This is a genomic window from Sphingomonas alba (assembly GCF_023516555.1).
GTDB lineage: Bacteria > Pseudomonadota > Alphaproteobacteria > Sphingomonadales > Sphingomonadaceae > Sphingomicrobium > Sphingomicrobium album.
Genome location: NZ_JAMGBD010000001.1, coordinates 1,264,244 through 1,290,195, shown reverse-complemented (window position 1 = coordinate 1,290,195; position 25,952 = coordinate 1,264,244). Strand labels below are relative to the sequence as shown.

The 25,952-nt window shown below is 65.0% G+C and carries 25 protein-coding genes and 2 tRNA genes; 11 read left to right on the top strand and 16 right to left on the bottom strand.

The features are described from left to right. Window positions 1-67: 67 nt before the first annotated feature. Window positions 68-144 (top strand) — tRNA-Pro (locus LZ536_RS06800). Between the two features lies 1 nt (window position 145). Here LZ536_RS06800 and lldD read toward each other — a convergent pair. The 6 genes from lldD to LZ536_RS06770 all read right to left on the bottom strand — a co-directional run bounded on the left by lldD (window position 146) and on the right by LZ536_RS06770 (window position 6,683). After that, entirely contained in the window at window positions 146-1,294 is a 1,149-nt protein-coding gene (lldD, locus tag LZ536_RS06795; RefSeq protein WP_249847657.1) for an FMN-dependent L-lactate dehydrogenase LldD, read from the bottom strand. 1 nt (window position 1,295) lies between these two features. After that, window positions 1,296-2,081 (bottom strand): class II aldolase/adducin family protein, encoded by a 786-nt coding sequence (locus tag LZ536_RS06790; RefSeq protein ID WP_249848576.1) that lies wholly within the window; start codon window positions 2,079-2,081, stop codon window positions 1,296-1,298. A gap of 26 nt (window positions 2,082-2,107) precedes the next feature. Continuing rightward, window positions 2,108-2,758 carry a maleylacetoacetate isomerase gene (gene maiA / locus LZ536_RS06785; protein WP_249847655.1) on the bottom strand — a complete coding sequence of 217 codons (651 nt, stop codon included), beginning with the start codon at window positions 2,756-2,758 and terminating at the stop codon, window positions 2,108-2,110. Between the two features lie 81 nt (window positions 2,759-2,839). Next, a complete protein-coding gene (locus LZ536_RS06780) occupies window positions 2,840-3,217 on the bottom strand; it encodes an acyl-CoA thioesterase (protein WP_249848575.1) in 378 nt (125 codons plus the stop codon). 14 nt (window positions 3,218-3,231) lie between these two features. Further along, on the bottom strand, window positions 3,232-4,605 hold the full coding sequence (locus LZ536_RS06775; RefSeq protein WP_249847654.1) for a hypothetical protein: 1,374 nt from the start codon (window positions 4,603-4,605) through the stop codon (window positions 3,232-3,234). Further along, a complete protein-coding gene (locus LZ536_RS06770; protein ID WP_249847652.1) occupies window positions 4,602-6,683 on the bottom strand; it encodes a S9 family peptidase in 2,082 nt (693 codons plus the stop codon). Before LZ536_RS06770 ends, LZ536_RS06775 begins: the two co-directional genes overlap by 4 nt. A 68-nt stretch (window positions 6,684-6,751) precedes the next feature. On the opposite strand from LZ536_RS06770, the gene LZ536_RS06765 reads away from it, so the two are divergent. The 6 genes from LZ536_RS06765 to LZ536_RS06740 all read left to right on the top strand — a co-directional run bounded on the left by LZ536_RS06765 (window position 6,752) and on the right by LZ536_RS06740 (window position 11,326). Continuing rightward, a complete protein-coding gene (locus tag LZ536_RS06765) occupies window positions 6,752-8,551 on the top strand; it encodes an aminopeptidase P family protein (RefSeq protein WP_249847650.1) in 1,800 nt (599 codons plus the stop codon). After that, window positions 8,515-8,673 (top strand): hypothetical protein, encoded by a 159-nt coding sequence (locus LZ536_RS06760; RefSeq protein ID WP_249847649.1) that lies wholly within the window; start codon window positions 8,515-8,517, stop codon window positions 8,671-8,673. Before LZ536_RS06765 ends, LZ536_RS06760 begins: the two co-directional genes overlap by 37 nt. A gap of 183 nt (window positions 8,674-8,856) precedes the next feature. After that, window positions 8,857-8,931: transfer RNA gene (locus LZ536_RS06755), tRNA-Thr, on the top strand. 177 nt (window positions 8,932-9,108) lie between these two features. Continuing rightward, the gene (locus tag LZ536_RS06750; RefSeq protein ID WP_249847648.1) at window positions 9,109-9,270 is read left to right on the top strand and encodes a Flp family type IVb pilin; all 162 of its coding nucleotides are present in this window, start codon (window positions 9,109-9,111) and stop codon (window positions 9,268-9,270) included. Between the two features lie 102 nt (window positions 9,271-9,372). Continuing rightward, window positions 9,373-10,377, top strand: a complete 1,005-nt coding sequence (locus LZ536_RS06745; protein WP_249847647.1) for a threonine aldolase family protein — start codon at window positions 9,373-9,375, stop codon at window positions 10,375-10,377. A gap of 10 nt (window positions 10,378-10,387) precedes the next feature. After that, window positions 10,388-11,326, top strand: coding sequence for a DMT family transporter (locus LZ536_RS06740; protein WP_249847646.1), 939 nt, complete (start codon window positions 10,388-10,390; stop codon window positions 11,324-11,326). On the opposite strand, the gene LZ536_RS06735 is transcribed toward LZ536_RS06740, so the two are convergent. Then, entirely contained in the window at window positions 11,323-12,585 is a 1,263-nt protein-coding gene (locus tag LZ536_RS06735; RefSeq protein WP_249847645.1) for a M48 family metallopeptidase, read from the bottom strand. The two genes, LZ536_RS06740 and LZ536_RS06735, sit on opposite strands and share 4 nt — an antisense overlap. A gap of 104 nt (window positions 12,586-12,689) precedes the next feature. Between LZ536_RS06735 and pepN the strand changes: the two genes are divergently transcribed. Then, entirely contained in the window at window positions 12,690-15,281 is a 2,592-nt protein-coding gene (pepN, locus tag LZ536_RS06730; RefSeq protein WP_249847644.1) for an aminopeptidase N, read from the top strand. Here pepN and LZ536_RS06725 read toward each other — a convergent pair. Genes LZ536_RS06725 through LZ536_RS06710 form a run of 4 tightly spaced genes read right to left on the bottom strand, consistent with a single transcriptional unit; the run spans window position 15,278 to window position 18,758 of the window. Continuing rightward, window positions 15,278-15,874 (bottom strand): ABC-type transport auxiliary lipoprotein family protein, encoded by a 597-nt coding sequence (locus LZ536_RS06725; RefSeq protein WP_249847643.1) that lies wholly within the window; start codon window positions 15,872-15,874, stop codon window positions 15,278-15,280. The genes pepN and LZ536_RS06725 overlap by 4 nt on opposite strands. After that, on the bottom strand, window positions 15,871-16,824 hold the full coding sequence (locus LZ536_RS06720; protein ID WP_249847642.1) for an MlaD family protein: 954 nt from the start codon (window positions 16,822-16,824) through the stop codon (window positions 15,871-15,873). The genes LZ536_RS06725 and LZ536_RS06720 overlap by 4 nt, the downstream gene beginning before the upstream one ends. Window positions 16,825-16,842: 18 nt before the next feature. Further along, window positions 16,843-17,649, bottom strand: coding sequence for an ABC transporter ATP-binding protein (locus LZ536_RS06715; RefSeq protein WP_249847640.1), 807 nt, complete (start codon window positions 17,647-17,649; stop codon window positions 16,843-16,845). Then, on the bottom strand, window positions 17,646-18,758 hold the full coding sequence (locus LZ536_RS06710; protein ID WP_249847638.1) for an MlaE family ABC transporter permease: 1,113 nt from the start codon (window positions 18,756-18,758) through the stop codon (window positions 17,646-17,648). Before LZ536_RS06710 ends, LZ536_RS06715 begins: the two co-directional genes overlap by 4 nt. A gap of 106 nt (window positions 18,759-18,864) precedes the next feature. Between LZ536_RS06710 and LZ536_RS06705 the strand changes: the two genes are divergently transcribed. The 3 genes from LZ536_RS06705 to LZ536_RS06695 are packed head-to-tail and all read left to right on the top strand — an operon-like array spanning window position 18,865 to window position 21,418. Beyond that, entirely contained in the window at window positions 18,865-19,995 is a 1,131-nt protein-coding gene (locus tag LZ536_RS06705) for a CDP-alcohol phosphatidyltransferase family protein (RefSeq protein ID WP_249847636.1), read from the top strand. Continuing rightward, window positions 19,992-20,756 (top strand): NTP transferase domain-containing protein, encoded by a 765-nt coding sequence (locus LZ536_RS06700; RefSeq protein ID WP_249847635.1) that lies wholly within the window; start codon window positions 19,992-19,994, stop codon window positions 20,754-20,756. Before LZ536_RS06705 ends, LZ536_RS06700 begins: the two co-directional genes overlap by 4 nt. Further along, on the top strand, window positions 20,753-21,418 hold the full coding sequence (locus LZ536_RS06695; RefSeq protein WP_249847634.1) for an HAD family hydrolase: 666 nt from the start codon (window positions 20,753-20,755) through the stop codon (window positions 21,416-21,418). The genes LZ536_RS06700 and LZ536_RS06695 overlap by 4 nt, the downstream gene beginning before the upstream one ends. Here LZ536_RS06695 and LZ536_RS06690 read toward each other — a convergent pair. The 5 genes from LZ536_RS06690 to lgt all read right to left on the bottom strand — a co-directional run bounded on the left by LZ536_RS06690 (window position 21,415) and on the right by lgt (window position 25,919). Continuing rightward, window positions 21,415-22,704, bottom strand: a complete 1,290-nt coding sequence (locus tag LZ536_RS06690; RefSeq protein WP_249848574.1) for a cystathionine gamma-synthase family protein — start codon at window positions 22,702-22,704, stop codon at window positions 21,415-21,417. The genes LZ536_RS06695 and LZ536_RS06690 overlap by 4 nt on opposite strands. A 77-nt stretch (window positions 22,705-22,781) precedes the next feature. Then, window positions 22,782-23,546 carry a peptidoglycan editing factor PgeF gene (pgeF, locus tag LZ536_RS06685; protein ID WP_249847622.1) on the bottom strand — a complete coding sequence of 255 codons (765 nt, stop codon included), beginning with the start codon at window positions 23,544-23,546 and terminating at the stop codon, window positions 22,782-22,784. Beyond that, a complete protein-coding gene (locus LZ536_RS06680; RefSeq protein ID WP_249847620.1) occupies window positions 23,543-24,055 on the bottom strand; it encodes a GNAT family N-acetyltransferase in 513 nt (170 codons plus the stop codon). Before LZ536_RS06680 ends, pgeF begins: the two co-directional genes overlap by 4 nt. Beyond that, window positions 24,052-25,032, bottom strand: a complete 981-nt coding sequence (locus tag LZ536_RS06675) for a class I SAM-dependent methyltransferase (protein ID WP_431357918.1) — start codon at window positions 25,030-25,032, stop codon at window positions 24,052-24,054. Before LZ536_RS06675 ends, LZ536_RS06680 begins: the two co-directional genes overlap by 4 nt. Next, window positions 25,029-25,919 carry a prolipoprotein diacylglyceryl transferase gene (lgt, locus tag LZ536_RS06670; RefSeq protein ID WP_431357917.1) on the bottom strand — a complete coding sequence of 297 codons (891 nt, stop codon included), beginning with the start codon at window positions 25,917-25,919 and terminating at the stop codon, window positions 25,029-25,031. The genes LZ536_RS06675 and lgt overlap by 4 nt, the downstream gene beginning before the upstream one ends. Window positions 25,920-25,952 lie beyond the last annotated feature (33 nt).

The following is a 25,952-nucleotide window of genomic DNA, read 5'->3' as shown; positions in this document are numbered from 1 at the left end:
ACCCCAATCTATGTAGCCCGCGCCTTGGCTCCCGCTGCGACCATCCGTCGCACCCGCGGGTTCCGGTCGGGGAGTAGCTCAGCCTGGTAGAGCACTGTCTTCGGGAGGCAGGGGCCGGAGGTTCGAATCCTCTCTCCCCGACCATTCATTCTGCCAAAATGGCGCGATCGATCTCCCGGATGCTTCGGCATCCGGTGAGGGCCATCGCCGCGCGTATTTCCGCTTCGACCAGCTTCAGCATGTGGGCGACGCCGCGTTCGCCGTCAGCGGCGAGGGCATAGGCCCAGGCACGGCCCATCAGGACGAAATCTGCGCCGAGCGCCAGCATTCGGACGACGTCGAGACCGGAGCGGACGCCGCCATCGACGAGGATCGGGATCCGGCCCGCAACCGCATCGGCGATTCGCGGCAGCGCTTTGGCACTGGATAGGGCACCGTCGAGCTGGCGGCCGCCGTGGTTGGAAACGACAATGCCGTCGGCGCCATGGCTGACCGCGGCATGGGCGTCCTCCGGGTCGAGAATGCCCTTGATGATGATCGGACCTTCCCAGCGCTGGCGCACCCAGGCGAGGTCGGCCCAGGTGATGGACGGATCGAAGTTCTTCGCGATCCAGCCGAAATAATCCTCAAGCCCGCTATTCTTGCCGAGCACCGGCTCGAGGTTGCCGAGGCCGTGCGGGCGGCCGTTCAGCCCGACGTCCCACGCCCATCCCGGCCGCAGTGCCGACTGGCAGAAGCGACGGAACGAAGCGCCGCCGCTGGCAGGGACGGCGAGGCCGGAGCGGACGTCGCGGTAGCGGCTGCCGGACACCGGCAGGTCGACGGTCAGGAGCAGCGCCGAGCAACCGGAGTCACGTCCGATCTGCAGTAAGTCCTCGAGGAAGGCGCGGTCCTTGACCATGTAGAGCTGCAGCCAGAAGGGCCGCGCCAGCTCCCGCGCGACTTCGCGGATCGAGCAGACGCTCAAGGTCGACAAGGAAAATGGAACGCCGGCGGCGGTGGCGGCCCTCGCCGCCTGTACTTCACCTCGCCGGGCGTACATGCCGGACATGCCGACCGGCCCAAGCCCCACGGGCAAATCCCATGTGTGGCCGAACAATAACGTCGACAGATCAAGTTCGGAGACGTCCCGCATGACGCGCTGCTTCAAGGCAATCGCACGCAAATCCTCGACGTTCCGGTCAAGCGTCACCTCGTCGTAGGAACCGCCGTCGATATATTCGAACAGGAAATGCGGCAGCCGCGCTTTCGCGAGCGCACGAAAGTCGCTGACCGATGCCGCCCCCTTCGCCAACTCAGCTCGCGAAGCTGGGGTCGAGGCGGTAGGCTTTGCGGAGCAGGGCCGGCCAGGCGAGGAATTTCGCGGCGAGGGTGATGCCGACGGCGCCCTGCTCGGCGGCGACTTCGGGAGCGCCTTGAGGTGGGTTGTTGACGTTCTCGCCGGCCGACAGCGCCATGATCTGCGCCTGGCAGGCCCGCTCCATATAATAGAGGCGGACGAAGCATTCGCCGACGCTGGGCCCGACCGCCAAAGTGCCGTGGTTACGCAGAATCATCAGGTTCTTGGTGCCGAGATGCTCGACCAGCCGCTCCCGCTCGTCGAGGTCGACGGCGACTCCCTCATAATCGTGGAAGGCCGTGTCCTCGCGGATCAGCATGGCGGTCTGGGTGAGCGGCAGCAGGCCGTCGGCATGGGCGCTGACCGCCTGCCCGTGCGGTGTGTGGAGGTGCATGACCGCATGGGCGTCTTCGCGGGCCATGTGAATGGCGGAATGGATGGTGAAGCCGGCCGGATTGGTGATGAACGGCGTAGGCTCGACGGCATTGCCATTCGTGTCGACCTTGACCAGCGAGCTCGCCGTCACTTCCTCGAACATTAGGTTGTACGGGTTCAAGAGGAAGTGATGTTCCGGTCCCGGGATGCGCGCCGAGAGGTGCGTGAAAATGAGGTCGTCCCAGCCATAATGCGCGACAAGCCGGTAGGCGGCGGCGAGATCGACGCGGATCTTCCACTCCTCCTCGCTGACCTTACCCTTCAGCGACGGGATTTCGACCTCTTCGAGAGTCTTCAAATCATCCATGCCACGGTTGATGGCGTCGACTCGGTTCATTGGACGGCTTCCTCTTGGGCGACGCGGTCCGGATGGGCCGCGGCGAAGGCGGGGAGGGCGCTCGCCGTTTCATCGGCGCGGCGCAGGGTCGGGTAGGGCGTGATCGGAATGTTGAAGCGCCGCGCATTGTAGAGCTGCGGCACCAGGCAGACGTCGGCGATGGTCGGCGTGTCGCCGAAAAGGAATGCGCCGGCACGCGGCGCGGCGATGGCTTCCAAAGCGGCGAGGCCCTCGTTCACCCAATGGGCGTACCAACGATCGATCGCTTCCTGCTCCTGTCCGAGCTCGCCCTTCAAATACTTGAGGACGCGCAGGTTATTCAAAGGATGGATGTCGCAGGCGATGGCGAGCGCCATGCCGCGGACATGGGCGCCGTCGGCGGGGTCGCGCGGCATCAGGAGCGGCTCGGGCCGCGTCTGGTCGAGATAGACCATGATCGAAAGGGTCTGGGTCAGCTTGAGGCCGTCGATCTCCAGCATCGGCACCAGGCCTTGCGGGTTGAGCGCACGATATTCATCGGATTTTTGCGCGCCATCGACCAGGCTGACCGGCCGCCGCTCATAATCGACACCCTTGAGGTTGAGCGCGATCCGCACGCGATAGGCGGCGGAGGAGCGGAAGTAATCGTAGAGGACGGTTTGGCCCATGGGGGGAGTGTAGCGCGGTCGGTTCGAATCTGAAATGCGTTCTGCCAGCGCCCTTCGACTTCGCTCAGGACGAGCGCAGGGCTAGGCCATGAAGGGGGCGACAACATCCGCGGGAACGCGGATCGGGCGGCCGGAGGCCTTGTCGATGATTGCCCAGTCGGTGCGGGCGCGGACCCTGATCTTTCCGTCTTCGCCGACGAATTCCATGTTCCGCTCGAAGCGCGCGCCTTTGGGGGCGTCGCCGACCCAGGTGCGGGCGGTGATCGTCTCGCCTTCCAAAGCGGCGCGGAGGTAATCGATCTCGTGCCGGACGACGACCCAGACATAATCGTCCTGGTGGTTGGGGTCGGCAACGCTGCGCCAGTGAGCGACCGCGACCGTTTCCATCCATTGCACCCAGACGGCATTGTTGACGTGGCCAAGCTCGTCGATGTGCTGGGGTTCGGCCAGCAGCTTCATCTCGAAGATCGGCCTCACAGCTGCGGCAACCCCTTGGCGTCGACTTTGTAGAGGATTCCAGCCGATTTGAGCAGCGCTGCGATATCGTCAGCAGGCCTGGCGGAACCCTGCTCGATCAGCTTGCGGATCGGCGGCGACAGGCTGAGATTGCTGGCCGTGGCGTCGAGCGCCGTCAGCCATTGGTCGCTGTTGACTGTATGCGTAGCGCGGCCGGCGGCGATGAGGTTGCGAACGAAGCCGTAGAAATCCCCCTTGCTGGCTTTTTCGGCGACCAGCGAGAAGATCGCGCCGCAGGCGTAATTGGCGCGCGGCTCACCGCGTTCGATCGCCGTTCCCACAGGCTTCACGGCGAGCTTCGAGCAGTCGGCCAGTGCTTCGTTCAACACCTTGGTGCGGTCGAACGTCGGGTCCAAGGCGGCAACCGTGCGCACCGCCAGCAAGTCGGCGCCGCCCTCCATGATCCAGCTGTCGCGGGCGCTTTCGTAATCCACCGCCTGGCCAAGCCAGAAGTGCGAGCTTTCATGGGCGATGAACCAGCGCGCCATGCTGCGCAGCGCGGGCAACTCGTGGAGCGCTGCCTGGCCCTCGAAGCGCATCAGGATGAGGCCTTTCAAGGTGCCGCCATTCATGCTGGCGCCCTGGCGGTCGCCGCCTTCCCAGGCGGCAAGCACGGTCGGCTGGCCGATGCCGGCCGGGCCGAGCCGCGCCGTCATGGCGCCCATCACCCGGGGCGTGAAGCTGGTCAGGTCGTCGGCGATCCATTTCGGAAGCTCGCTGTCGATGACGGTGGCGATGCCGTTGGCGACACTGGCGCGAGGGACGCCGAACAGGCCGTAGGCGCCGGCGCTCTCGCCCTTGCGATAGCCGTCCGCATCGCCGGCGATGCGCAGGTTGCGGCCACGAAACTCGATCGCGGTGCCATAGTCGCCGACTTTCGCGGCCTGCGGGTCGAATCCTGCCGGAAGCCGGTCGAGCTGGTTGGCGCGGCCGACCGCGAACAAGGCGAAATGGCCGTCGAACAAGGCAATGCTGTCGCCGCCAAGTCGCAGGGCAGGCACGTAATTGGAGGTCACCTCGCCGGTGTAGGGCGTCAGGCGAACACGGACTCGGCGCGGCACCGGCCGGCCGCCGATGCCGACGAAGGCGTCCTGCTGGCCGCGGCGTTCAAGGGTGACGCCGGGGGTCAGGACCTTCCAGCTTTTGAGGCGCCAGCTCTGATTGTCGCTGGCGGCGGGAGACGAGCGCCAGAATCCCCAGCCGGATGCGTCGATCGGCAGGCGATAATCGGCGATGAAGGCATCGCCTTCGCGCGTCACCGTGACCCGCACCGGCTCGGCGGCCGCCGGGGCGGCGATCAGCAAGGCGAGGAGGGCGAGGAATGCCCTCACGCAGCGCCCAACTGGGTGAGGACGAAGGTGTAGGCCTCGGCGTCTTCTTTCAGCGCGTCCCAGCGGCCCGACTTGCCGCCGTGGCCCGCGCCCATCTCGGTCTTTAGGAGCAGGAGATTGTCATCGGTCTTGGTGGCGCGGAGCTTCGCGGCCCATTTCGCCGGTTCCCAATAAGTGACGCGCGGGTCGTGGAGGCCGCCCATGATCAGCATCGCCGGATAAGGCTTGGCCTCGACATTGTCGTAAGGGCTGTAGCTGCGGATCAGGTCGAACGCGGCCTTGTCGGTAATGGGATTACCCCATTCCGGCCACTCGCCCGGGGTCAGCGGCAGCTCATCGTCGAGCATGGTGTTGAGGACGTCGACGAACGGCACACCTGCAATGATCGCGCCCCATAGCTCGGGCGCCTGGTTGGCGACCGCACCCATCAGCTCGCCGCCGGCGGAACGGCCTTCGGCGGCGATATTCCCGGCCTTGGCATAGCCGAGCTCGACGAGGCCGCGGGCGACGTCGACGAAATCGTTGAAGGCGTTGATGCGCTTCGCCAGCTTGCCGTCCTGGTACCAGCCGTGGCCGAGGTCGTCGCCGCCGCGGATATGGGCGATGGCGAAGGCGAAGCCGCGGTCGACCAAGCTGAAATGATTGGTGTTGAAGCTTGGCGGGATGGCGATGGCATAGGCGCCATAGCCGTAGAGAAAGAGCTTGCCCGAGCCGTCCTGCGGGAAGTCCTTGCGGCGGAGGATCGACACCGGGACCTGGGCGCCGTCGCGGGCGGCGATCATGCGGCGCTCGGTGACGTAGAGGCCGGGGTCGTAGCCCGACGGGATTTCGAGAACCCGGCGAACCTCCAGCCGATCTTCATCCGGATGATAATCGTAGACCGTCGGCGGCGTAACCATCGAGCTGTAACCGATGCGGTAGGTCTGGGGAGCAAACTCGGGATTGCCGCCGAAATAGGCGCTGTAGGCGGCCTCCTTGAACGGCAGACGCTTCTCGGCTCCTTCGTAGGTGCGGAGGATTAGCTGGTCGAGGCCGTCGACCCGCGTCGTCAATGCGAGATGGTCGCGGTAAGCAGTGGCGCCGCGCAGGTAAGTGCGGTCGGAGCCGGCAATCTCCTCGCGCCAGTTACCGGGATTGTCGACGGGTGCCGAAACCAGCCGGAAATTGATGTGTTCGTCGTTGGTGACGATCCACAGGCGGCCGTGGGCGGCGTCGCACTGATATTCGAAGTTCGGGCGGCGGGGGGCGACCAGCACCTGCTCCGCGGCGGGATTGTCGGCGGGTACGAAGCGCACTTCGTTGGAGGTGTTGTCGCCCGTGGAGATGAAGATGAGGCTCTTGTCGTGCGAGCGGTCGACGCCGACCGAGAAGCCCTTGTCCTCATGCTCTTCGTAGAGAATTTGCGCCTTCGCCGGATCGTCGCCGAGGCGGTGGAGCTTGGCCTTGTCGCTGCGCCAATGCTCGTTAACCTCGGTGAAGACGATGGCCTTGCTGTCGCTGGTCCAGACGGGCGAGCCGATGCCGACCTCCGTCACGGTCTCGATGTCCTTGGCCGTCGCGATGTCGCGGATGCGGAGCTTGAAGCGCTCCGAGCCGTCGTCATCGACTAGGGTGGCGAGCAATTTGTGGTCGGGCGAAGCGACGATCGCCCCCAAGCGGAAATAGTCGAGGCCGGCGGCGGCCGCGACCTCGTCGAAGATCAGTTCTTCGCCCGTGCCGTCGAGCCCTTCGGCTTGGCTCAGGACAAGCTTGCGGCGGAACCACTGGCGGTATTGCGCGCCGGGCTGGAAGGCCCACCAATATTCATAGGGTCCATTGGCCATGGGGACGCTCGACAGGTCCTCCTTGATGCGGCCCTTCATCTCCTCGAACACAGTGTCGATCAGCGCCTTGTTCGGCTCTTCGAAAGCGGCTTCGAAAAAAGCGTTCTCGGCCTTGAGGTAGCCCAACACCTCCTCGTCGGTGACATTCGGGTAACCGGCGTCGCGGAGCCAGGCGTAAGGGTCGTGGATCGTCACGCCATGGTGGGTGAAGCTATGGTCCCGGCGTTCTGCGACCGGGGGCTGAACCAAGGACATCAAGTCTTCCTGCTAGAAGCAAAGAGGGGTATCGCCGCCATTCTCTAGCGTCGAAACGAGAGTTTGCCATGTCTTCCTATGCCGACCGCCTTGCCGCGCTGCGTGAACAGCTGAAGGCCGATAAGCTCGACGGGTTCGTCGTGCCCCTGACCGACGAGCATATGAGCGAATATGTCGGCAGCTACGCCCAGCGGCTTGAGTGGTTGACGGGCTTCAAGGGCTCGGCGGGTTCCGCGGTGGTCTTGCCGGAGGAAGCGGCGATCTTCACCGACGGACGCTACACGATCCAGGTTCGCCAGCAGGTGAGCCCGACCGAGTGGAGCTACCAGTCGGTGCCGGAAACCAGCGTCGCCAAATGGCTGCAGGAGAATGCGCCGAACGGAGCGCGGATCGGCTACGATCCCTGGCTGCATACGTCGGATTGGGTGAAGCAGGCGACACGCTCGCTGGCCGCGAAGGGCGCCGAGCTGGTGGCGGTGAAGCGTAACCCGATCGACGCGGTCTGGGCCGACCAGCCGCAGCCGAGCAAGGCGCACCTTTCCGTCCAGTCGGACGAGTTCGCCGGCAAGGGATCGGCCGAGAAGCGCCACGACATGGCCGACTGGCTCGTCAAGGAAGGCGCCGACGCGGCGGTTTTGGCGGCGCTCGATTCGATTGCATGGACCTTCAATGTGCGCGGCACGGACGTAACCCATACGCCGGTTGGGCTGGCGTTTGCGCTGGTCAATGCCGACGGCACCGCGGACCTGTTCGTCGCGGGCGAGAAGGTCGGCGACGACGTCCGCGCCCATCTCGGCAACGGTGTCCGCCTGCATGAACGCTATGAGTTCGAACCCTATCTCAAGGGCCTCAAGGACAAGCTCATCGCGGTCGATCCGGAGCGGTCGGTGGCGGCAATCACGCAGGCGCTGGAGGCGGGCGGGGCGCGTATCCTCAGCCGCCGCGACCCCTCGGTCTTGCCCAAGGCGATCAAGAATGCGGCGGAAGTCGCCGGCCACAAGGCGGCGCAGGCGCGTGACGGCGCGGCGGTGTCGCGGTTCCTGAAATGGATCGAGGATGAAGGGCCCAAGGGCGAGATCGACGAAATGATCGCCCAGGACAAATTGCTTGGCTTCCGCGAGGCGCTGGGCGGTCTCAAGGATTTGAGCTTCGACACCATCTCGGCCTTCGGGCCGAACGGCGCGCTGCCGCACTACAAGGGCACGGCGGAATCCAACCTCCAGTTTCGGACGGGCACGCTCTACCTCGTCGATTCCGGCGGCCAGTATCAGGACGGTACGACCGACATCACCCGCACGGTGCCGATCGGCGAGCCGACCGCGGAGATGATCGACCGCAACACGCGCGTGCTTCAGGGCCATATCGGCATCGCCACGGCGATCTTCCCGAAGGGCACACGCGGATCGCAGCTCGATAGCTTCGCGCGGCGGCCGCTGTGGGAAGCGGGATGCGACTTCGCCCATGGCACTGGCCATGGCGTCGGCGCTTTCCTGGCGGTGCATGAGGGCCCGCAGAGGATTTCGCCGGTGGGAAGCTCGCAGGCGGGCGGTGACGAGCCGCTGCAGGCCGGCATGATCATTTCCAACGAGCCCGGCTATTACAAGCAGGACGAATACGGCATCCGCATCGAGAATCTGGTGCTGGTGGTTGAGAAGCCGGTGCCAGGCGCCGACAAGGAAACGCTCGGTTTCGAGACATTGACCTTTGTGCCGATCGACAAGCGGCTGATCGATGCGAAGATGCTGTCGGACCGCGAGCTCAAGTGGCTCAACGATTATCATGCCGAGGTGCTGGCGCTGATCGGGCCGCAGCTCGAAGGGGAGGACAAGGCATGGCTGGAAAGGCAATGCGCGCCGCTAAGCCGCTAGGGCTGGTCGCCCTCGGCTGGGTGCTGGCGTCACTCTACATCCTGGGCCCGCGGATCGCGATCAATCGCGGCCTCGACCTCGGCTATTCGCTGGCCGGCTGGGTCGGGTCCTTCTTCGGCTGATCCGACGCGACCCGGGCTTGCGCCTTGCGCCGGCGCAGGTTCTCGCGGAGCGCGGCGGCGAGGCGTTCGGCCTTGTCCTTGTCCTGTCTTGCCATGCAGCCCGTTTAATTGACGGCATTTCTCCGGCCAAGCGGGTTGACAGTTGCGCGGGGCTCCGGCCATAGGCGCGCGTCCTTCCGACATGCTGCCGTAGCTCAGTGGTAGAGCGCATCCTTGGTAAGGCTGAGGTCGTGAGTTCAATCCTCACCGGCAGCACCATTTTCACGCACAGCCAGTCCGGGGGACTGGCGAGCATGAAAATCAGAAGGGCCTGAGGTCCCCACGCGGGACAAAAACCCACCCAAATCCTGTGCCCATCGGGTCAGTCCGCATCCGAAACCCTTTGTTTACCTTTCGAGGGCAGTTTCCGCCTGTCGAATTCAAAGGGGTACGACCATGACCAAGTTTCTTAAGCTGATTCGCAACAACAAGGGTGCGACCGCGATCGAATACGGCCTGATTGCCGCTCTTATCGCCGTTGCCGCTATTGCCGCCATGACGAGCGTTGGCTCGAAGCTCGGCGACACCTTCAACAACGTTTCGTCTGACCTGAGCTAAGGTTTGCCGCAAGCGTAAGGATCGGGCCTCGCCGGCGTCGGCGGGGCCCTTTTCTTATGCACAATTGACCGTGGCGCGCGGGCGCGTCATGCCGCCGACGCGATGCGTTTTTTTTCGGACAATGCCGCACCCTGCTGCCCGGCGGTGCTCGATGCCCTGGCGGAGGCCAACCGGCTCGACACCGCCTATGACGGCGACGAATGGAGCCTGCGGCTCGACGGCGCCTTTTCCGATCTGTTCGGGACGCAGGTGCGGGCGCTCTGGGTGACGACCGGAACCGCGGCCAATTGCATAGGCCTCGCGACGCTCTGCCCGCCCTATGGCGGCATCATCTGCCACCGCGACGCGCATATCGAGGTCGACGAAGCGGGTGCGCCCGGCTTCTACACGCATGGCGGCAAGCTGATCCTGCTCGACGGGCCGGGCGCCAAGGTCACGGTCGAGGCCGCCGCCGAGGCGCGGGCGCGCATCCGCGCCGATGTCCACCAAGTGCAGCCCAAGGCGCTGTCGATCACCAATGCCACCGAATATGGAATGACCTATTCGCCGGACGAAGTGGCGGCGCTGGGTGAATTCGCCCGCAGCCACGGGCTCGGTTTCCAGCTCGATGGCGCCCGCTTCGCCAATGCGGTCGCTTCGACCGGCGCTCATCCGGCCGATTTGACCTGGCGCGCCGGGGTCGAGGTGATGAGCTTCGGCTTCATCAAGAACGGCGGGATGAACGCCGAGGCCCTGATCTTCTTCAAGCAGGAATTGGCCGACGAGGCCCTGGTCCTGAAAAAGCGGGCCGGGCATTTGTCGTCCAAGGGCCGCTTCTCCGCCGCGCAAATCCTGGCGATGCTGGAAGGCGACCTCTGGCTCGCCAATGCCCGCGCCGCCAATGCCGCCGCCCGGACGCTGGCCGAGGCCTGCGGCTCGGAGCGGCTGGTCTATCCGGTACAGGCCAATGAATTGTTCGTGCGCATGACCGCGGCGGAGGCTGCTGCGCTGCGCTCGCAAGGTTACGACTTTTATGACTGGGGTCCCGGCGAAATCCGGCTGGTCACCAGCTGGGACCAGGACATGGACGCCGTAGCGCGGCTCGCCGCCGCGATCCGAACCCTATGATACGCGTGCCATGAGGCAACACTTCCGGGCGCTCGACCCGGCCGTCGCAATCCCTTTCACGATCTTCACGCTTATCTGGGGATCGACCTGGATCGTCATCCGCGACCAGATCGGCGACGGCGCCAGCGTCTCACCCCATTGGTCGGTTACCTACCGCTTCATCCTTGCCGCCGCCGGGATGGCGATCATTACCAAGGTTCGCGGCGACAAATTATGGCTCGGCCGCAAGGGGCTCGTGCCGGCGGCGATCATCGGTCTCACCCAGTTCTGCCTGAACTTCAACAGCGTCTATTTGGCCGAACGGCACATCACTTCGGGACTGGTGGCGACCTTTTTCGCGCTGCTGCTGATCCCCAACGCCATCCTCGCTTATTTCTTCCTGGGCCAGAAGGTGGACCGGCGGTTCGTCGTCGGCTCGGCCATCGCGACCGTCGGCATCGGACTGCTGTTCGCGCATGAGTTCAAGCTGGGCCGGGCGAGCGCTGTGGACCTCACCGTCGGCCTGACCCTGACCCTGGTCGGTATGTTCGGCGCATCGACCTCCAACGTCTACCAGGCCGTTGAGAGGGTCCGCCGCTTTCCGTTGAGCCCCTTGCTCTTCTGGTCGATGGCCATCGGCGCGGCGCTGGATGCGACCGTCGCATCGCTGATGGCTGGACCGCCGACCTTCGACCCGCGCCCCGGTTACATCTTCGGCCTGCTCTATTTGGCGCTGGCTGCGTCCTGCCTGGCCTTCAGCCTCTATTTCCCTGTCGTCCGCAAGATCGGCCCGGCGCGCGCGGCCTATTCGAGCGTGCTGGTGCCGATCATCGCCATGGCCCTGTCGACCGTCTTCGAAGGCTATCGCTGGAGCCTGCTCGCCGGCGGCGGCGCGGTGCTGGCGCTCGGCGGCATGCTGGTGGCGCTGGGCGGGCGCAGGAAGGTCATTCCCGCGCCCGACGCAGCCTAGTTCGCCTTCATCTCCGGCGTCATCACCATGATCTTGCGCTGTTCCGGCGGCAGCTCGTCGAGGTGCTTCGCCTTCCACTCCATCGCCATGTGGACGCGGGTGCGGCCGGAGGGATGATCGTAGAAGAGCAGCTCTTCCCAGGCCGCCGGCTCGATTTTGCGATATTCGCTCAATTGCATGGCGGTCATGGCGAAGCCGTCCGGCTCGCGCGCGGCTTCGAGGCCGAAGGCGTCGGCCTCGCTCTCGTGATGGCGAATGACGCTGTTGAACAGGATGCCGCCCGGAACGCCGAGGATCGCAAGCACAATCATGAACACCGGCGCCGAACCGGGGTCGGAGACCTCGCGGACGCCCCATTGTTCGCCATGACGGGCAAGCAACTTGGGGACTACCCAATAAGTGATGAGGAAGCCGATCAACGACAGGATGGTGAGGTAGGCCAGCAGCTTCTGGATGTGATGGAGTTTGTAGTGACCCATCTCATGCCCCATCACCGCCTTGATCCCGGCAAGGTTCGAGCGGTTCAGGAGATTGTCGTTGAGCGCGATGCGGATCGTCGGCCCGATGCCGGCGACATTGGCGGAGATGCGCTTCGTCTGTTTCGAGGCATCGACGACATAGACGTCGTTGGTCGGGATCTTCTGTTCATGGGCGATGCGCAGGATCTCGTCGCGCACCGGGCCTGCCTGCATCGGCGTATATTTGTTGAGCAGCGGCTCGATGAACACGGGCGCGACCAGGATCATGATGGCGCTGAGCACGGCGGTTGCGACCGTTCCCCACAACCACCAGCGCTTCGGGCTCTTGCGGATTACGGCATAGATGATGGCGAGGAAGATGGCGGTGGTGACGATCCCGACGCCGAGCATGATGCCGAATTCCTTGAACCACTCGGCAAGGTTCTGGTTCGACATGCCGTATTGATGCTCGCGGAAATAATCCGTGTAGAGCGACCAGGGCAAGGTGAGCAGCGCGCCGATGAGGGTGAAAGGCAGCGCGTAGAGCATCGGCTGAAGCCATTTGCGCTTGGTGACGCGATCGGCCCAGCCGCTCCATTTTGCCGACCAGCGGAAGCGCAGCATGATCCAGTAGCTAATGATGCCAACCAGCGCACCCCACAGCGGCAGCCAGTAGCCGCCTTCGAAATAGGCGTCGGACTTGGCGCGCGCCGCGCCCTGCAGCGTGTCCAGATAGGCGCGCGTCGCCGCCTCGACGTCGAATCCCTGCGCAGCACTCGCCGCGGCCAGCATCAAAGACATTGGAAGACCCCCCTCCTGTTCTCTGGGCGCAGCCTAGCGCGCGTTCGCCACGCCGCAAGCCCGCTTCGCTTGCCGGTCGCGTGGCGGCCCCCTAAGTCGCGGTCATGTCAGACGCCCGCTTGAACCCCGAAGCTCCGCCCACGCCGGAGCATGTCGCCGTCCTCCGCAAGGATTATCGCCCGCCCGACTGGCTGGTGCCGGAGGTCGCGCTGGACGTTGTGCTGGATCCCGAGCGGACGGTCGTCAGGGCGACGCTCAAAGTCGAGCGCAACGGCGACCATGACCGGCCACTGCGGCTGGCTGGCGACGATCTCGAGCTGCTGAAGGTCAGCGGCGGCGAGTGGCACATGGATGGCACGACACTGGTTGTCGCGATTGGTGGCGACAGCGCGACCGTCGAGACCGAGGTCGCAATCGCTCCCAATGCCAACAGCAAGCTGATGGGGCTTTATGCCTCGGGCGGCATCCTCTGCACGCAATGCGAGAGCGAGGGCTTCCGCCGCATCACTTTCCACCCCGACCGCCCGGACGTCCTGTCGCGCTACCGCGTGCGGATGAGCGGCGACAAGGGTCGCTATCCGGTGCTGCTCGCCAATGGCAATGAAGTGACCAAGGGCGAAGGCGAAGGCGGCACGCACTGGGCCGAGTGGGAGGATCCGTTTCCCAAGCCGAGCTATTTGTTCGCGATGGTCGCGGGCGATTTGCAGCCCAATCGCGACCATTTCACCACCGCTAGCGGCCGTAAGGTCGACCTCGGCATCTGGGTCCGCGAGAAGGATTTGCCGAAGACGGCCCATGCGATGGAGAGCCTGAAGGCGGCCATGGCCTGGGACGAAAAGCAATATGGCCGCGAATATGACCTCGACGTCTTCAACATCGTCGCCGTCGACGACTTCAACTTCGGCGCGATGGAGAACAAGGGCCTCAACATCTTCAACTCGCGCTACGTGCTGGCGGACACGGAGACGGCGACCGACGCCGACATCGATGCCGTTGCTGGCGTTGTCGCGCACGAATATTTTCACAATTGGTCGGGCAATCGCGTCACCTGCCGCGACTGGTTCCAGCTCAGCCTGAAGGAAGGCTTCACCGTCTTCCGCGACCAGAGCTTCTCGGGCGACATGGGCTCGGAAGCGGTGAAGCGCATCGACGACGTCCGCCTGCTCCGCGCCGCGCAATTCCCGGAGGACAGCGGCCCGCTGGCGCATCCGGTGCGGCCCGACAGCTATATGGAGATCACCAACTTCTACACGGCGACCGTCTACAACAAGGGCGCCGAGCTCATCCGGATGATGAAGACGATCCTGGGGCCGGAGAAATTCCGCGCCGGGACCGATCTCTATTTCCAGCGGCACGACGGGCAGGCGGTGACCTGCGAGGATTTCGTCAGGGCGATGGAGGATGCCAGCGGCATCGATTTGAAGCATTTCCGCCTCTGGTATGAGCAGGCGGGCACGCCGAAGGTGACGGCGAAACTGGAACATGACGCCGAAGCGCGGACGGCGACGCTGGCGCTGACCCAGACGGTGCCGCCGACGCCGGAGCAGCCGACGAAGATGCCGATGCCGCTGCCGCTCCAGACCGCGCTCATCGGTGCCAACAGCGGCGCGGAGATTGGCACGGAGCGGCTCATCATCCTCGATAAGTCAGAGGATAGGATCACGTTCGACGGCGTGGACGAACCGCCGTTGCTGTCGATCAACCGCGGCTTTTCGGCGCCGATCATCGTCGAGGCGGAACGGCGGCCGGGCGAGCTGGAGCGACTGGCGCAAAGCGATGGTGATCCCTTCGCCCGTTACGAGGCAATCCAGGAACTGATGCTGCGCGTGCTGATCGGGGGCGCCAATGGCGAGGCAGTCGATCCGGACCCGGTGATCGCGGCCATGCGCGACACTTTGACCTCCAATGCGCTCGATCCCGCCTTCAAGGGCGAGGCATTGGTCATGCCGTCGGAAGCGCTCATCGGCGATCGGATGGAGAAGGTCGATCCTGATGCGATCCACGCGGCTCGTGAGGGCCTGCGCGCGGCGGTTGGACGGTCGCTGGCGCGCGAGCTTGGCGAGGCGCAGCGGGCTGGGGCACCGGGCAGCGACCTCAGCCCGGACGCCAAGGGCATGCGGCGGCTGAAGACGGTGTCGCTGGCTTTGCTTGCGGCGGGTGATCCGGCCGGAACGGCACCGCTGGCCAAGGCGCAATATGATGCGGCGGACAATATGACCGACCGACAGGGCGCGCTCGGCATTCTCTCGTCTCTGGATGCGGCGGAGCGCCAGCAGGCGTTCGACGATTTCTACCTGCGCTACCGCGACGATACTTTGGTCGTCGACAAATGGTTTGCGCTGCAGGCAGTGGCGCAGCGGGACGAGACGCTGGCGACCGTCCGCGCGCTGACCGAGCACGCCGACTTCACGCTTGCCAACCCGAACCGCGCGCGCTCGCTGATCGGCGCCTTCGCCGGCAACCAGTGGGCGTTCCACCGGTCAGGTGGCGAGGGCTATGCTTTCCTCGCCGACATGATCCTGGCGATCGACGCCATCAACCCACAGGTTGCGGCGAGGCTCATCCCACCGCTCGGCCGCTGGCGCCGCTTCCACGAAGATCGCGCCAGCCTGATGCGCGGCGAACTCGAGCGAATCTTAAAGGCGCCGGGCCTGTCGAAGGACGTCTACGAGCAGGCCTCGAAGAGTCTCGCCTAGCCGCCGATCCACTTGGCGACGTCGTTAGCAACCTGGTTGGCGGCGGTGTTGAGGGCCGGGCCGACCGTCGCGGCGGTGCCATCGGCGGGGGCGCGTGCTTCGAACCGGCGGGTCTCTACGCGGGTGCCGCCGGCTGCCGATAGCGCGGCGTCGTAGCGGACCAGAACCGTGCCCTGGCCGGCTTCATAGCCGAAGCTCAGGAGCTGGCCGGTGACGACAAGGCCGGGATCGAGCGTCGACTGCTTGGGATCGATGACGACGCGGTTGGTCGTCCGCAACACCGTTTCCTGAAGCAGGTCCTGGAAGAGGTGGTCGGGCGTGTCGACCCACTGCAGGTCCTTGATATAGGCGATGGCCGTTTCTCCGACCTGCGCCGGCACGCGGACCGAGCGCAGTTCCTTGGGGATGACGGGCACGTCGATGGTGACGGCTTCGCCGGCATTGGCAGAGCGGACGACGGACGTCGGCGCCGGCGCGCTGGGCGTCAGGGTAAGCAGCCAGGGCGGCGGCTTGGGGCCTCCGCCGAGTAGGGCGCAACCGCCCAGGGACATGGCCATGGCCGCGGCAAGTGATACTCGCAACATCATCCTCATTTGCCGTTCCTCGGCTTGTAGTCGGGAAGCTTGGGCGGCCCGAGCGCGCTGCCGACGCCGCCCTGGTCGACCTTGTCGGTCAGCGACTTCAGCGATTCAGACAGGTCGCGCAGGTCGCGGACCATGCGGTTCGCTTCCGGAAGCGTGTTCTTCGAGAAATTCTGTACGCCAGGTCGAGCATCAGAAATCATCGAATCGAGGTTGTCGGCTGCGTGCTGCACCCCGGCAAGTGCCTTGCGGAGTTCTTCCGCGGCGGGCTTGCCCTGATCGTTGACCAGCTTGTTGGTGCTGTCGGCCAGCTCGCCGACATGCTGGGCGGCGATGCCGGCATTGCGGGCGGCGATCCGGGCGTCTCCGATGGCGTCGGCAAGGTCCGGCGCACGGTCGGCCAGCACCTTGGTCGTGCGATCGATATTCCCGAGGATATCGGCGACGGCATCCTGGTTCCGGTCGCTCAGCAGCTCCGTCAGCCGCTCGGTCAGGCGCTGGATGCGGTCGATCAGCTCCGGCGCCGAATTGAGCAGCGCGCCAAGGCCGCCCTGTGAAGCCGGGATAACCGGGCAGCCTTGCGGGCCGATTTGGGTCAGCGGCCGGGCGCCGCGGACGGCGCCATCGAGCTGGATTTCCGAGACGCCGGTGAAGCCGACGCCCTTGATCTGCGCGGTCGTGCCCTGGAGCACCGGCGTGTCCTGGTCGACCTCGATGCGGACCCAGACGAATTCCGGTCGCTCCGGGAGCAGCGAGATTTCCGTGATCTGGCCGACCGGCACGCCGGAGAAGGTGACGCCGGTGCCCTTGTTGAGGCCGCCGACGCCTTGCGCGAAATAGATGTCGAAGCACCGGCGCTTCTCGCCGTTCAGGCCCGCGATCCAGACGATGAACAACGCCAGGCCGGCCAAGAGGGCCAGCGTGACGGAGCCGACCAGCACATAGTTGGACCGGGTTTCCATATCTTGTCCTGGGCCCCCTTACGCCGCCGCGGCCGCGCGCCCGCGCGGTCCGTTAAAATATTCTTGAATCCAAGGATGGTCCAAAGCCAGCAATTGTTCAATCGTTCCCACCGCGACCACTTTCTTGTCGGCCAGCACCGCGACGCGGTCGCAGATCGCATAGAGCGTATCGAGGTCGTGGGTGATGAGGAAAACGGTGAGGTCGAGCTTGTCGCGGAGCGAGAGGATGAGCTCGTCGAAATTCTGCGCCGCGATCGGGTCGAGGCCGGCGGTCGGCTCGTCGAGGAACAGAAGTTCCGGGTCGAGCGCAAGCGCCCGGGCGAGGCCGGCGCGCTTCACCATGCCGCCCGACAGTTCCGACGGGAATTTGGGGGCCGCGTCGGCCGGAAGCCCGGCCATGGCGATCTTGTAGCCCGCGATTTCGTCCATCAGCGTCGGGCTCAAGTGGAAATATTCGCGCAAGGGCACTTCGACATTTTCGGCGACGGTCAGCGTCGAGAACAGAGCACCGTTCTGAAAGAGGATGCCCCAACGGCGGCGGATATTCTTCGCCTCGTCCTCTTCGCGGCCAATCATATTCTCGCCAAGGACCTCGATCTCGCCGTCCTCCGGCGTTTGCAGGCCGATGATGGAGCGCATCAGCACCGACTTGCCGGTGCCCGATCCGCCGACAACGCCGAGGATCTCGCCGCGCTTGACGTCCAGGTCGAGCTTGTCGTGGATGACCTGCTGCTGCTCGCCTTCCTCACCGAAGGCGTTGCGCAGCCCGCGAATGCAGATGACGACCTTGGCACCCTCCGGCAGTATCGGCGACGTGTCGCTCATATCCAGCCGATCGAGCTGAAGAAAACCGCAAAGACGGCATCGATGACGATGACCAGGAAGATCGCCTGGACGACGGCATTGGTCGTCCTCAGGCCGACCTGCTCGGCATCGCCTTCGACCAGCATGCCCTGGAAACAGCCGACCAGGGCGATGACGAAGCCGAACACCGGGGCCTTGATGAGGCCGACCCAGACGTCGGTAATCGGAATGACTTCCTGCAGTCTTTGGACAAACGTCAGTGGCGGAATCTCGAGGTCGATCCAGCAATAAATGCCGCCGCCGAGGATGGTCATGATCATCGCGTAGAAAGAGAGCAGCGGCATCATGACGATGGCCGACATCATGCGCGGGATGACCAGCGCTTCGGTCGGGGAGACGCCGATGGTGCGCATCGCGTCGATTTCCTCGGTCAGCTTCATCGTGCCGAGCTGGGCGGCGAAGGCGCTGCCGGAGCGGCCGGCGACCATGATCGCGGTCATCAGCGTGCCGAGCTCGCGGACGGTGATGCGGCCGATGAGGTTGATCGTATAGATTTCGGCACCGAATGCGCGCAGCTGGACGGCGCCCTGCTGGCCGATGACGATGCCGATGAGGAAGCTCATCAGGCCGATGATACCGAGCGCACGGACGCCGACGAGGTCGAAACGGGTGACGACCGCGTTCATCCGGAAGCGCTGCTGCGGGCGCTTGAAGACCTGCCAGAAGCCGATCAGGGTCGCGCCGAAGAAGTTTAGCAGGCCGAACAGGATCTGGCCGGCTTCGACGACATATTCGCCGAGCTCGGAGACGCCGCGCTTGAACCCTGTGCCTTCCTCTTCGGGAGTGACCCGGACGGGCACGTCCGCCTGCCGGACCTGCTCCAGCAGGCCTTCGGCCTCTGGGCTGGCGCCCTCGACCCTGGCGCCCCGGTCGCGTGTGGCCCGATAGACCAGCCAGGCGCCAACCGTGTCCATCTTGTTCACGCCCGACAAATCGATGGTCATGCCGTCCGGCATGAGCTCGATTTCTCGTTCGGTGGTGGCGGCGCGGGAGATCGTCAGGCTGCCGACGCACCGATAGATGCGCTCGTCAGAATGCTCGTCGCCCTTCCTGTACCCCCTGGTCGCCATGCGGGGCGGACACTGCGCGAATTAACGGCCAGCGGCAATAGCTTGCGACAATGCGAGCCAAACTGCCACTTTCCTGCCGAACTTTGTGCCTTATACGCTTGCCACAATGGCGTCCGAACCCGTCCGCACCGATTTTTTGCTCGTTCCGGTTGGCGAGAACCCCGCCCGCGTATTTGGGCTGGACGCGGAAACGCGCGTCGAACGGCTGGCCGAGAAGGCCGGCATGGATTGCTCGCGCGAGGTCGATCCGTCGCGGCCCGTCATCCTTTCGGACCTCGGCTTCGCCTGGGACCCAGTGTGGCTGACCGCGATCAAGCACCACCCGAATAATGTCCTCATGATCGGCGACCGGGCGGTGCTGGCCCATGTTCCTGCGGGACAGGATTCAAGCCCGGTGCAGCGGGCGATGGAATCCGCTTCGCCGTGGACCGGAACGGGGCTCGACAAAATCGACGCCGAGACCGCCGAACTCAGCTATTCCGAGCTGCGCAAGCGCGACCGGCCGTTCGTCCTGCCGCTCGATCCCGCCGACCCGGAGCCGGTGGAACGTGCAGCCTATGACGCCAGCTACAAGGGCGTCACCGATATCCTGACGCTCTATTTGTGGCGAAGGCCGGCCTTCTATCTGACCCGTTGGGCAGCCCAGGCGGGGATGACGCCCAACCAGGTGACCTTGATTGGCGCGATCCTTTGCATCGCTACTTTCTTCCTGTGGATGGAGGGCCTGTACTGGTCGGGCGTCGCCACCGCCTTCGGTTTCATGGTGCTTGATACGGTCGACGGGAAGTTGGCGCGCTGCACTGGTCAGTCGTCGAAATGGGGCAATATCTTCGACCACGGCCTCGACCTCGTTCACCCGCCCTTCTGGTGGTGGGCCTGGGCGAACGGGCTCAATTCGCGGGCCGACCCCTTCGAGCCGGTCTACGAATGGCTAATCATCTGCGCGATCGTCGGTGGCTATGTCGTCCAGCGCGTGATCGAGGGCATTTTCATGCGCAAATACGGCATGCACATCCATGTCTGGCGCAAGATCGACAGCAAGTTCCGGCTGATCACCGCGCGCCGCAACCCGAACATGGTGATTTTGGTCTTCTCGCTGATCCGCGGAAAGCCCGACACGGGATTGGAGTTGGTCGCATTGTGGACGATCGTGTCACTGATCTTCCACGCCGTCCGCCTGGCGCAGGCCAATGCGCTGACCGAGCGCGGCGGCAAGGTCGTCAGCTGGCTGTCGTGAGCAAGGTCACGGCGCTGCTGCTTGCCGGCTCGCGGCCGGGCGGCGATCCGTTCGCGAAGCGCTATGGGGTCGACGCGAAGGCACTGATTCCCATTCTTGGCGAGGCCATGGTGCTGCGGCCACTGAAGGCGTTGCTCGCGAGCAGGAATGTCGGCGCCGTACGGATCCTGACGCAGGAGCCCGACCTGATCGCGCCGGTCTTGTTCGATGACGGCCGCTGGTCGATCGAACCCTCGAGCGGGACGATCGCTGAGACGCTGGAGCACATCTGTACCGACGAGCGGACGCGCTGGCCGCTGCTGGTGACGACCGCCGATCACGCCTTGCTCGACGAAGCCATGGTCGACCAGTTCTGCGCCGAGGGCGAGGGCGCGGACCTTGCCTTGGGAGTCGTGACACGGAGCGCGCTGATGAAGCGGCTGCCGCAGACCCGGCGCACCTGGATCGGCTTCCGCCGCGGCAAATATACCGGCGCCAATTTGTTCCTGCTCGGCTCGGCGAACGCGATGAAGGCAATCGCCTTGTGGCGGGATGTCGAGCAGGATCGCAAGAAAGGCTGGCGGTTGTTGCTGGCGCTTGGCTGGCCGGGACTGCTTGGCTTGCTACGCCTACGGACGCTCGACCAGACGCTCGACGCCATGGGGCGGAAACTGGGCGTCAGCCTGCGGGCGGTGCGGCTCGAGGACCCGCTGGCCGCGGTCGATGTCGACAAGCCGAGCGACTATGAGCTGGTGACCGCCATCCTGGATCGCCGCGCATGACCGATTTCGCCATCTACGACATGGACCGGACGATCACGCGACACGCGACTTACACGCCCTTCCTGCTGCATTGCGCGGTGAAGCGGGCGCCGTGGCGGCTGCTTCTCCTGCCGTTCGTGATCCTGTCGATGCTGGCTTACGTCGCCAAGCTGATCGACCGAGGGCGGCTTAAGGAAATCAACCACCGGCTGCTGCTGGGCCACAAGCGCCACCCGCATGAATTGAAGCCACTGGTGGACGGCTTTGCCGAGAAGACGGTCGCCGGGAATATCCGGCCGGGCGCGCTGAAAGCTATCGCGCGGGACAAGGCGGAAGGACGCAGGGTCGTTATGGCGACCGCCAGCTACACGCTTTACGCCGACGCCGTCGGCCGCAAGCTCGGCTTCGACGACGTCATCGGTACCGGCTCGATCATCGGTCTCGACGCGCGTGTGCACGCGAAGATTGACGGCGAGAATTGCTACGGTCCCGCCAAACTTAGCATGGTCACCGACTGGCTCGGCAAGAGCGGTTTCAAGCGCGGCCACGTCCGCTTCTATTCCGACCATGCCAGCGACGCGCCGGTCTTCGAATGGGCCGACGAAGCTGTCGCGGTGAACCCGCATGACAAGCTCCGCCGGCTCGCGACGGAGCGCGGCTGGGCCATCGAGGATTGGTCTTAGACCGCCCTCAACGCGTTCTCGAAGTCGGCGATCAGGTCGTCCGGGTCCTCAACGCCGATCGAAATGCGGACGAGGTTGTCGGTGATTTCCAGCTGCTTCTTGCGCTCGTCGGGTACGGACAAATGCGTCATGGCCGCGGGCGCGCTCGCCAGCGTCTCTGTGCCGCCCAAGCTGACCGCCAGATGCGCGATCGAGAGATTGTCGAGGAAGGCGAATGCCTCCTTCTCACCCCCCTTGAGGTACAGCGAAAAGGTCGATCCGGCGCCAGTGCAGTGGCGCTTGTAGATGTCGGCCTGGCGCGAGCCTTCCTCGAGGAAGCCGAGATAGCCGACCTTTTCGACCTTGGGATGGTCGCGGAGGAATTCGCAGACGCGTTCGGCATTCTCGCCGGCACGACTCATGCGTAGCTCCAGCGTTTCAAGGCTACGGAGCAGCATCCAGGCGGTGTTGGGGTCGCAAATGCCGCCCATCGTGTTTCGCATGAAGCGAACCTTGTCTATCACGGCCCGGCTGCCGACGAGGGCGCCGGCGACGAGGTCGCTGTGGCCGCCGGCATATTTGGTCAGGCTGTAGACGCTGACGTCGGCTCCTTGCGCCAGTGGTTTCGCCCAGAGTGGCCCCAGGAATGTATTGTCGATGGCGATCGGCGGCAGTTCCTCGCCGGCGAACGCGGCGGCGCGGGCGGCGTGGACCGCCTCGACGTCGACCAGCGCATTTGTCGGGTTGGCCGGGCTTTCCAGATAGACGAGCGAGACGCGCCCCATCGCCTTCGCCTTGGCGAGGACTTCGTCAATCTCCTCGCGGGTCGCGCCGGAGGGGAAGTCGATCCACTTCACGCCGAACTGCGGCAGGATCTTGTCGATGATCGATTCCGTCGCCGCATAGAGCGGGCCGGAATGAACGACGACGTCGCCCGGGCGGACGACCGCCAGCAGCAAGGTGGAGATAGCGGTCATGCCGCTGGAGAAGGTGAGGGCAGCTTCCGCGTCTTCCCAAATCTGCAGGCGATCCTCGAGGATTTCCTGGTTGGGGCCGTTGAAGCGGGAGTAGACCAGGCCCTCGGCAGTGCCGCCGCCCGGCCGCTTGCCGGTGATGCCCTCGAAGAAGCGCTTTCCGTCGGCCGCCTTCTCGAAAACGAAGGTCGAGGTGAGGAAGATCGGGGCCTTGAGCGATCCTTCCGACAGTGACGGATCGAAGCCGTACCCCATCATCAGGGTTGCTGGCTTCAGCTTGTGGTTGCCGATGGTGGTGGGGGTCTGCTTCGGCGGCCGCTTGGTGGACGGCATCGGATCAAATTCGTCGGACACTCTAATCTCCCGTTCGCGGCGCGCTCTAGCGCGTCCGTGCGGGCAGCGCCAATCGATTAGGCGGGGAGTCCTATAAGGGAGGCTTGTCGCCCGTAGTCCGGCTCGCGGCGGTGAGTGGCGCGGCGGAAGCTGTAGAAACGGTCGCTGTCGGCGTAGGTGTCGAGGCCGAGTGCCTCGACCTTGCGGACGCCTGCAGCCGCCAGCCGCGCGACGATATAGGCCTCGAGGTCGAAATGCGGCTTGCCAGCAGGACCTTCGGTGAAGAAGCGCTCATTGGCGGGATCGAGCGAGAGGAAGCGCTCCTCGAAGCCGTGGTCGACCTCGTAGTTGCGGGCGGCGATGGCGGGGCCGATGGCGGCAGCGATGCGGTCGCGGCGAGCGCCCAGCCTTTCCATGGCGGTGACCGTGGCCTCGTTGACGCCTGCAACTGCGCCGCGCCAGCCGCTGTGCGCGGCGCCAATCACTCCGGCTTCACGATCGACGTAAAGCACCGGCGCGCAATCCGCGGTGAGGATGCCGAGGAGAATGCCGGCCTTGTTCGTGACCAGGGCATCGGCGTGCGGACGATCATCGTCGGGCCAATCCCCTGCCTCGACGACATCAGAAGAGTGCACCTGATGGACGGTGACCAGCCGTGCGCCGGGCAGCACGGACTCAACGGCCCGCCTGCGGTTCTCGGTGATTGCGGCGCGGTCGTCGTCGCTCCCCCAACCGACGTTGAGACCGGCGACCACGCCTTGCGACACCCCTCCGCGACGCCCGAGAAAGCCGTGGGGGACGCCTTTCAATGCTGAGGATCGAATGACTTCAACGCCGCTCAAAGCGGCCGCCGCATGACGATGTCCTCGTCGGCATGGCTGCCGACCATGAAGGCGTAGCGCCCTTCGGCGACGAAGCCCCAGCGTTCGTAGAATTTCCGCGCCTTGTGGTTCTCCGTGAACACCGAAAGATAGAGGTCGTTGCCGCCGCGCTTCTCGGCCTCGTCGATGACCCATTGCATCATCTGGTCAGCGAGGCCCTGCCCCTGGAAGGGCTCCAGCAAATAGAGCTGGCGAAGCTCGACGGCGACGCCGCGCGGCTCGAATGGCAGATGCGGCGGCCCGACCTTGGCATAGCCCACGGCCTCGCCATCCTCGTCGACGGCCAGCAGGACGGCAAAGCCCGGATCGGCCAGCTCCTGCCGCCAATTTGCTTCGTCATGGTTGAGAAGGAAGGTGGCGAGGTCGCTCGGATCGTAGAGGTGGCCGAAGGTCTCCGTGAAGGTCGCGGCGCCAAGCTTGGAAAGCGCGGGGGCGTCGTCGGTGCCGGCCAAGCGGAAGGTGACGGTCATGCCGCGAACCCGGCCGGCTCGGGCCAATCCGGCGACCGGATGGCCATGACTTTGAACAGCTCGCCCATCTCATCCCGTCCACAGAGTCGATGCAGTGCCTGTTCGACATCGTGGCGCTTGTCGGGGTTGCTGGCAATGAGGCTTTGCGCACGATGCTCGATGCCGAGATGGCGCAGCCAGTCGCCCTGGGTCACCAGAGTGCTGACTAGCGCGCCGGCCTGTTCCGCGGCGTGCCCTACCGCCTCGAAATCGACATGGGAGGTGAGGTCCTGCTCGCCGGGATCGGCCAGCGGGTCGGCGTATTCATGGCGACGGACAGCCTGAAGCGTGTCGCCGGGCGCGGTGCGGGCGTGGCCATAGTCGATGATCAGCGCAACGCCGCCGTTCCGGACCAGGTGGCGGGCGATGGCTGCGACTGCCTCGCGCCGGGCGGGAGAATCCTCATGGACTTCGCCGTCCGGCGTGAAGCTCAGCCGGTCATTGGCAATCGCGACCTTCCGCTCTTCATCGCCGATCCACTGGCGGGCCGGCAAAGCGTCGAGGAACTCGTTGGCGGCGAGCAATAGCGGCACTCCGGGAAGCTGCTCCACGCGGTCGTGAAACCTGGCGTGAGGGACGGAGCTGGCCTGCTTCTCGCGCAGCTTCGGGCTGGTTTCGACCAGATGCGCTTCGCCGGCGAAGCCCGCGCTCCGCATGGCGCGCAGTGCGTCCGCCGCAAGGGTTCCGCGGCCCGGGCCGATCTCGGCGTAGATTGCACGCGCAGACGATCCCGACCGATGCCAGCAATCCGCGAGGGAGGCGCCGACCAACTCTCCGAACATCTGGCTGATTTCCGGCGCGGTCGTGAAGTCGCCGGCCGCGCCCAAGGGGTCGCGGGTTGCGTAATAAAAATCGTTGCAGGCCTCCATGAAGGCCTCGACCGTAATCGGCCCCTCGGCCTCGATGCGTTCCCGTAGCGCTCTTTCGAGCGGCGTCACGCGACGCTGGCCGACCCCGCCGTCGGCTCGACCCGCACCCGCCGCCCCTTGGCAGTCAACATCAGGTAGAGACCGCCAAGGATCATCGGCAGCGACAGCCACTGGCCCATGTGCAGGTGGGTCGCCCGGGCGAACTCGACGAGCTGGGCGTCCGGTTCGCGGACGAACTCGATGCCGAAGCGGAAGCAGCCGTAGAAGAAGATGAAGGCGCCGACGAGCTTGCCCGGTTCGTAACGGGCCTGGGTCTTCCAGAACATCCAGGCGAGGATCGCGAACAGGACGGCGCCCTCCAGAATTGCCTCATAGAGCTGGGTCGGATGGCGCGGTGGGCCGAGCACCGTCAGGCCGGCGATGACCTCCGGAAAACGGATCGCCCATGGGACACCGGAGCCGGCCGGCGCGCCCCAAAGTTCGTGGTTCACGAAATTGGCAATGCGGCCGAAGAACAGGCCGAAGGGCACGCAGCAAGCGACATAATCGTGCATGCGCAGCCACGGCAGCTTCTCTTTCCATGACAGATAGAGAATGCCGAGCGTGGTGCCGATGACCCCGCCGTGGAACGACATGCCGCCGTCCCAGAGTTTGAGGATGTCGGCTGGGTGCTGAATGTACCAGGCGAGGTTGTAGAATAGGACGTAACCAAGGCGCCCGCCGAGGATGATGCCAAGCGCGGCATAGAAGACCATGTCGTCGGCATGGCGGCGGGCCATGGGGGATCCGGGCTGCTTCACCAGCTTCAGCAAATACCAATAGCCGACGAAGATTCCGGCGAGATAGGCGAGGCTGTACCAACGCAGCTGGAAGAAGCCGAGGTCGAGCGCCACCGGTGAGAGGTGGAGGTCGGTCCAGGCAATCGCGTCTTGATTATTCACTACAGGCAACGCCATGCACTTCCCCCTGGGTTTGCCGCCTCATAAGGT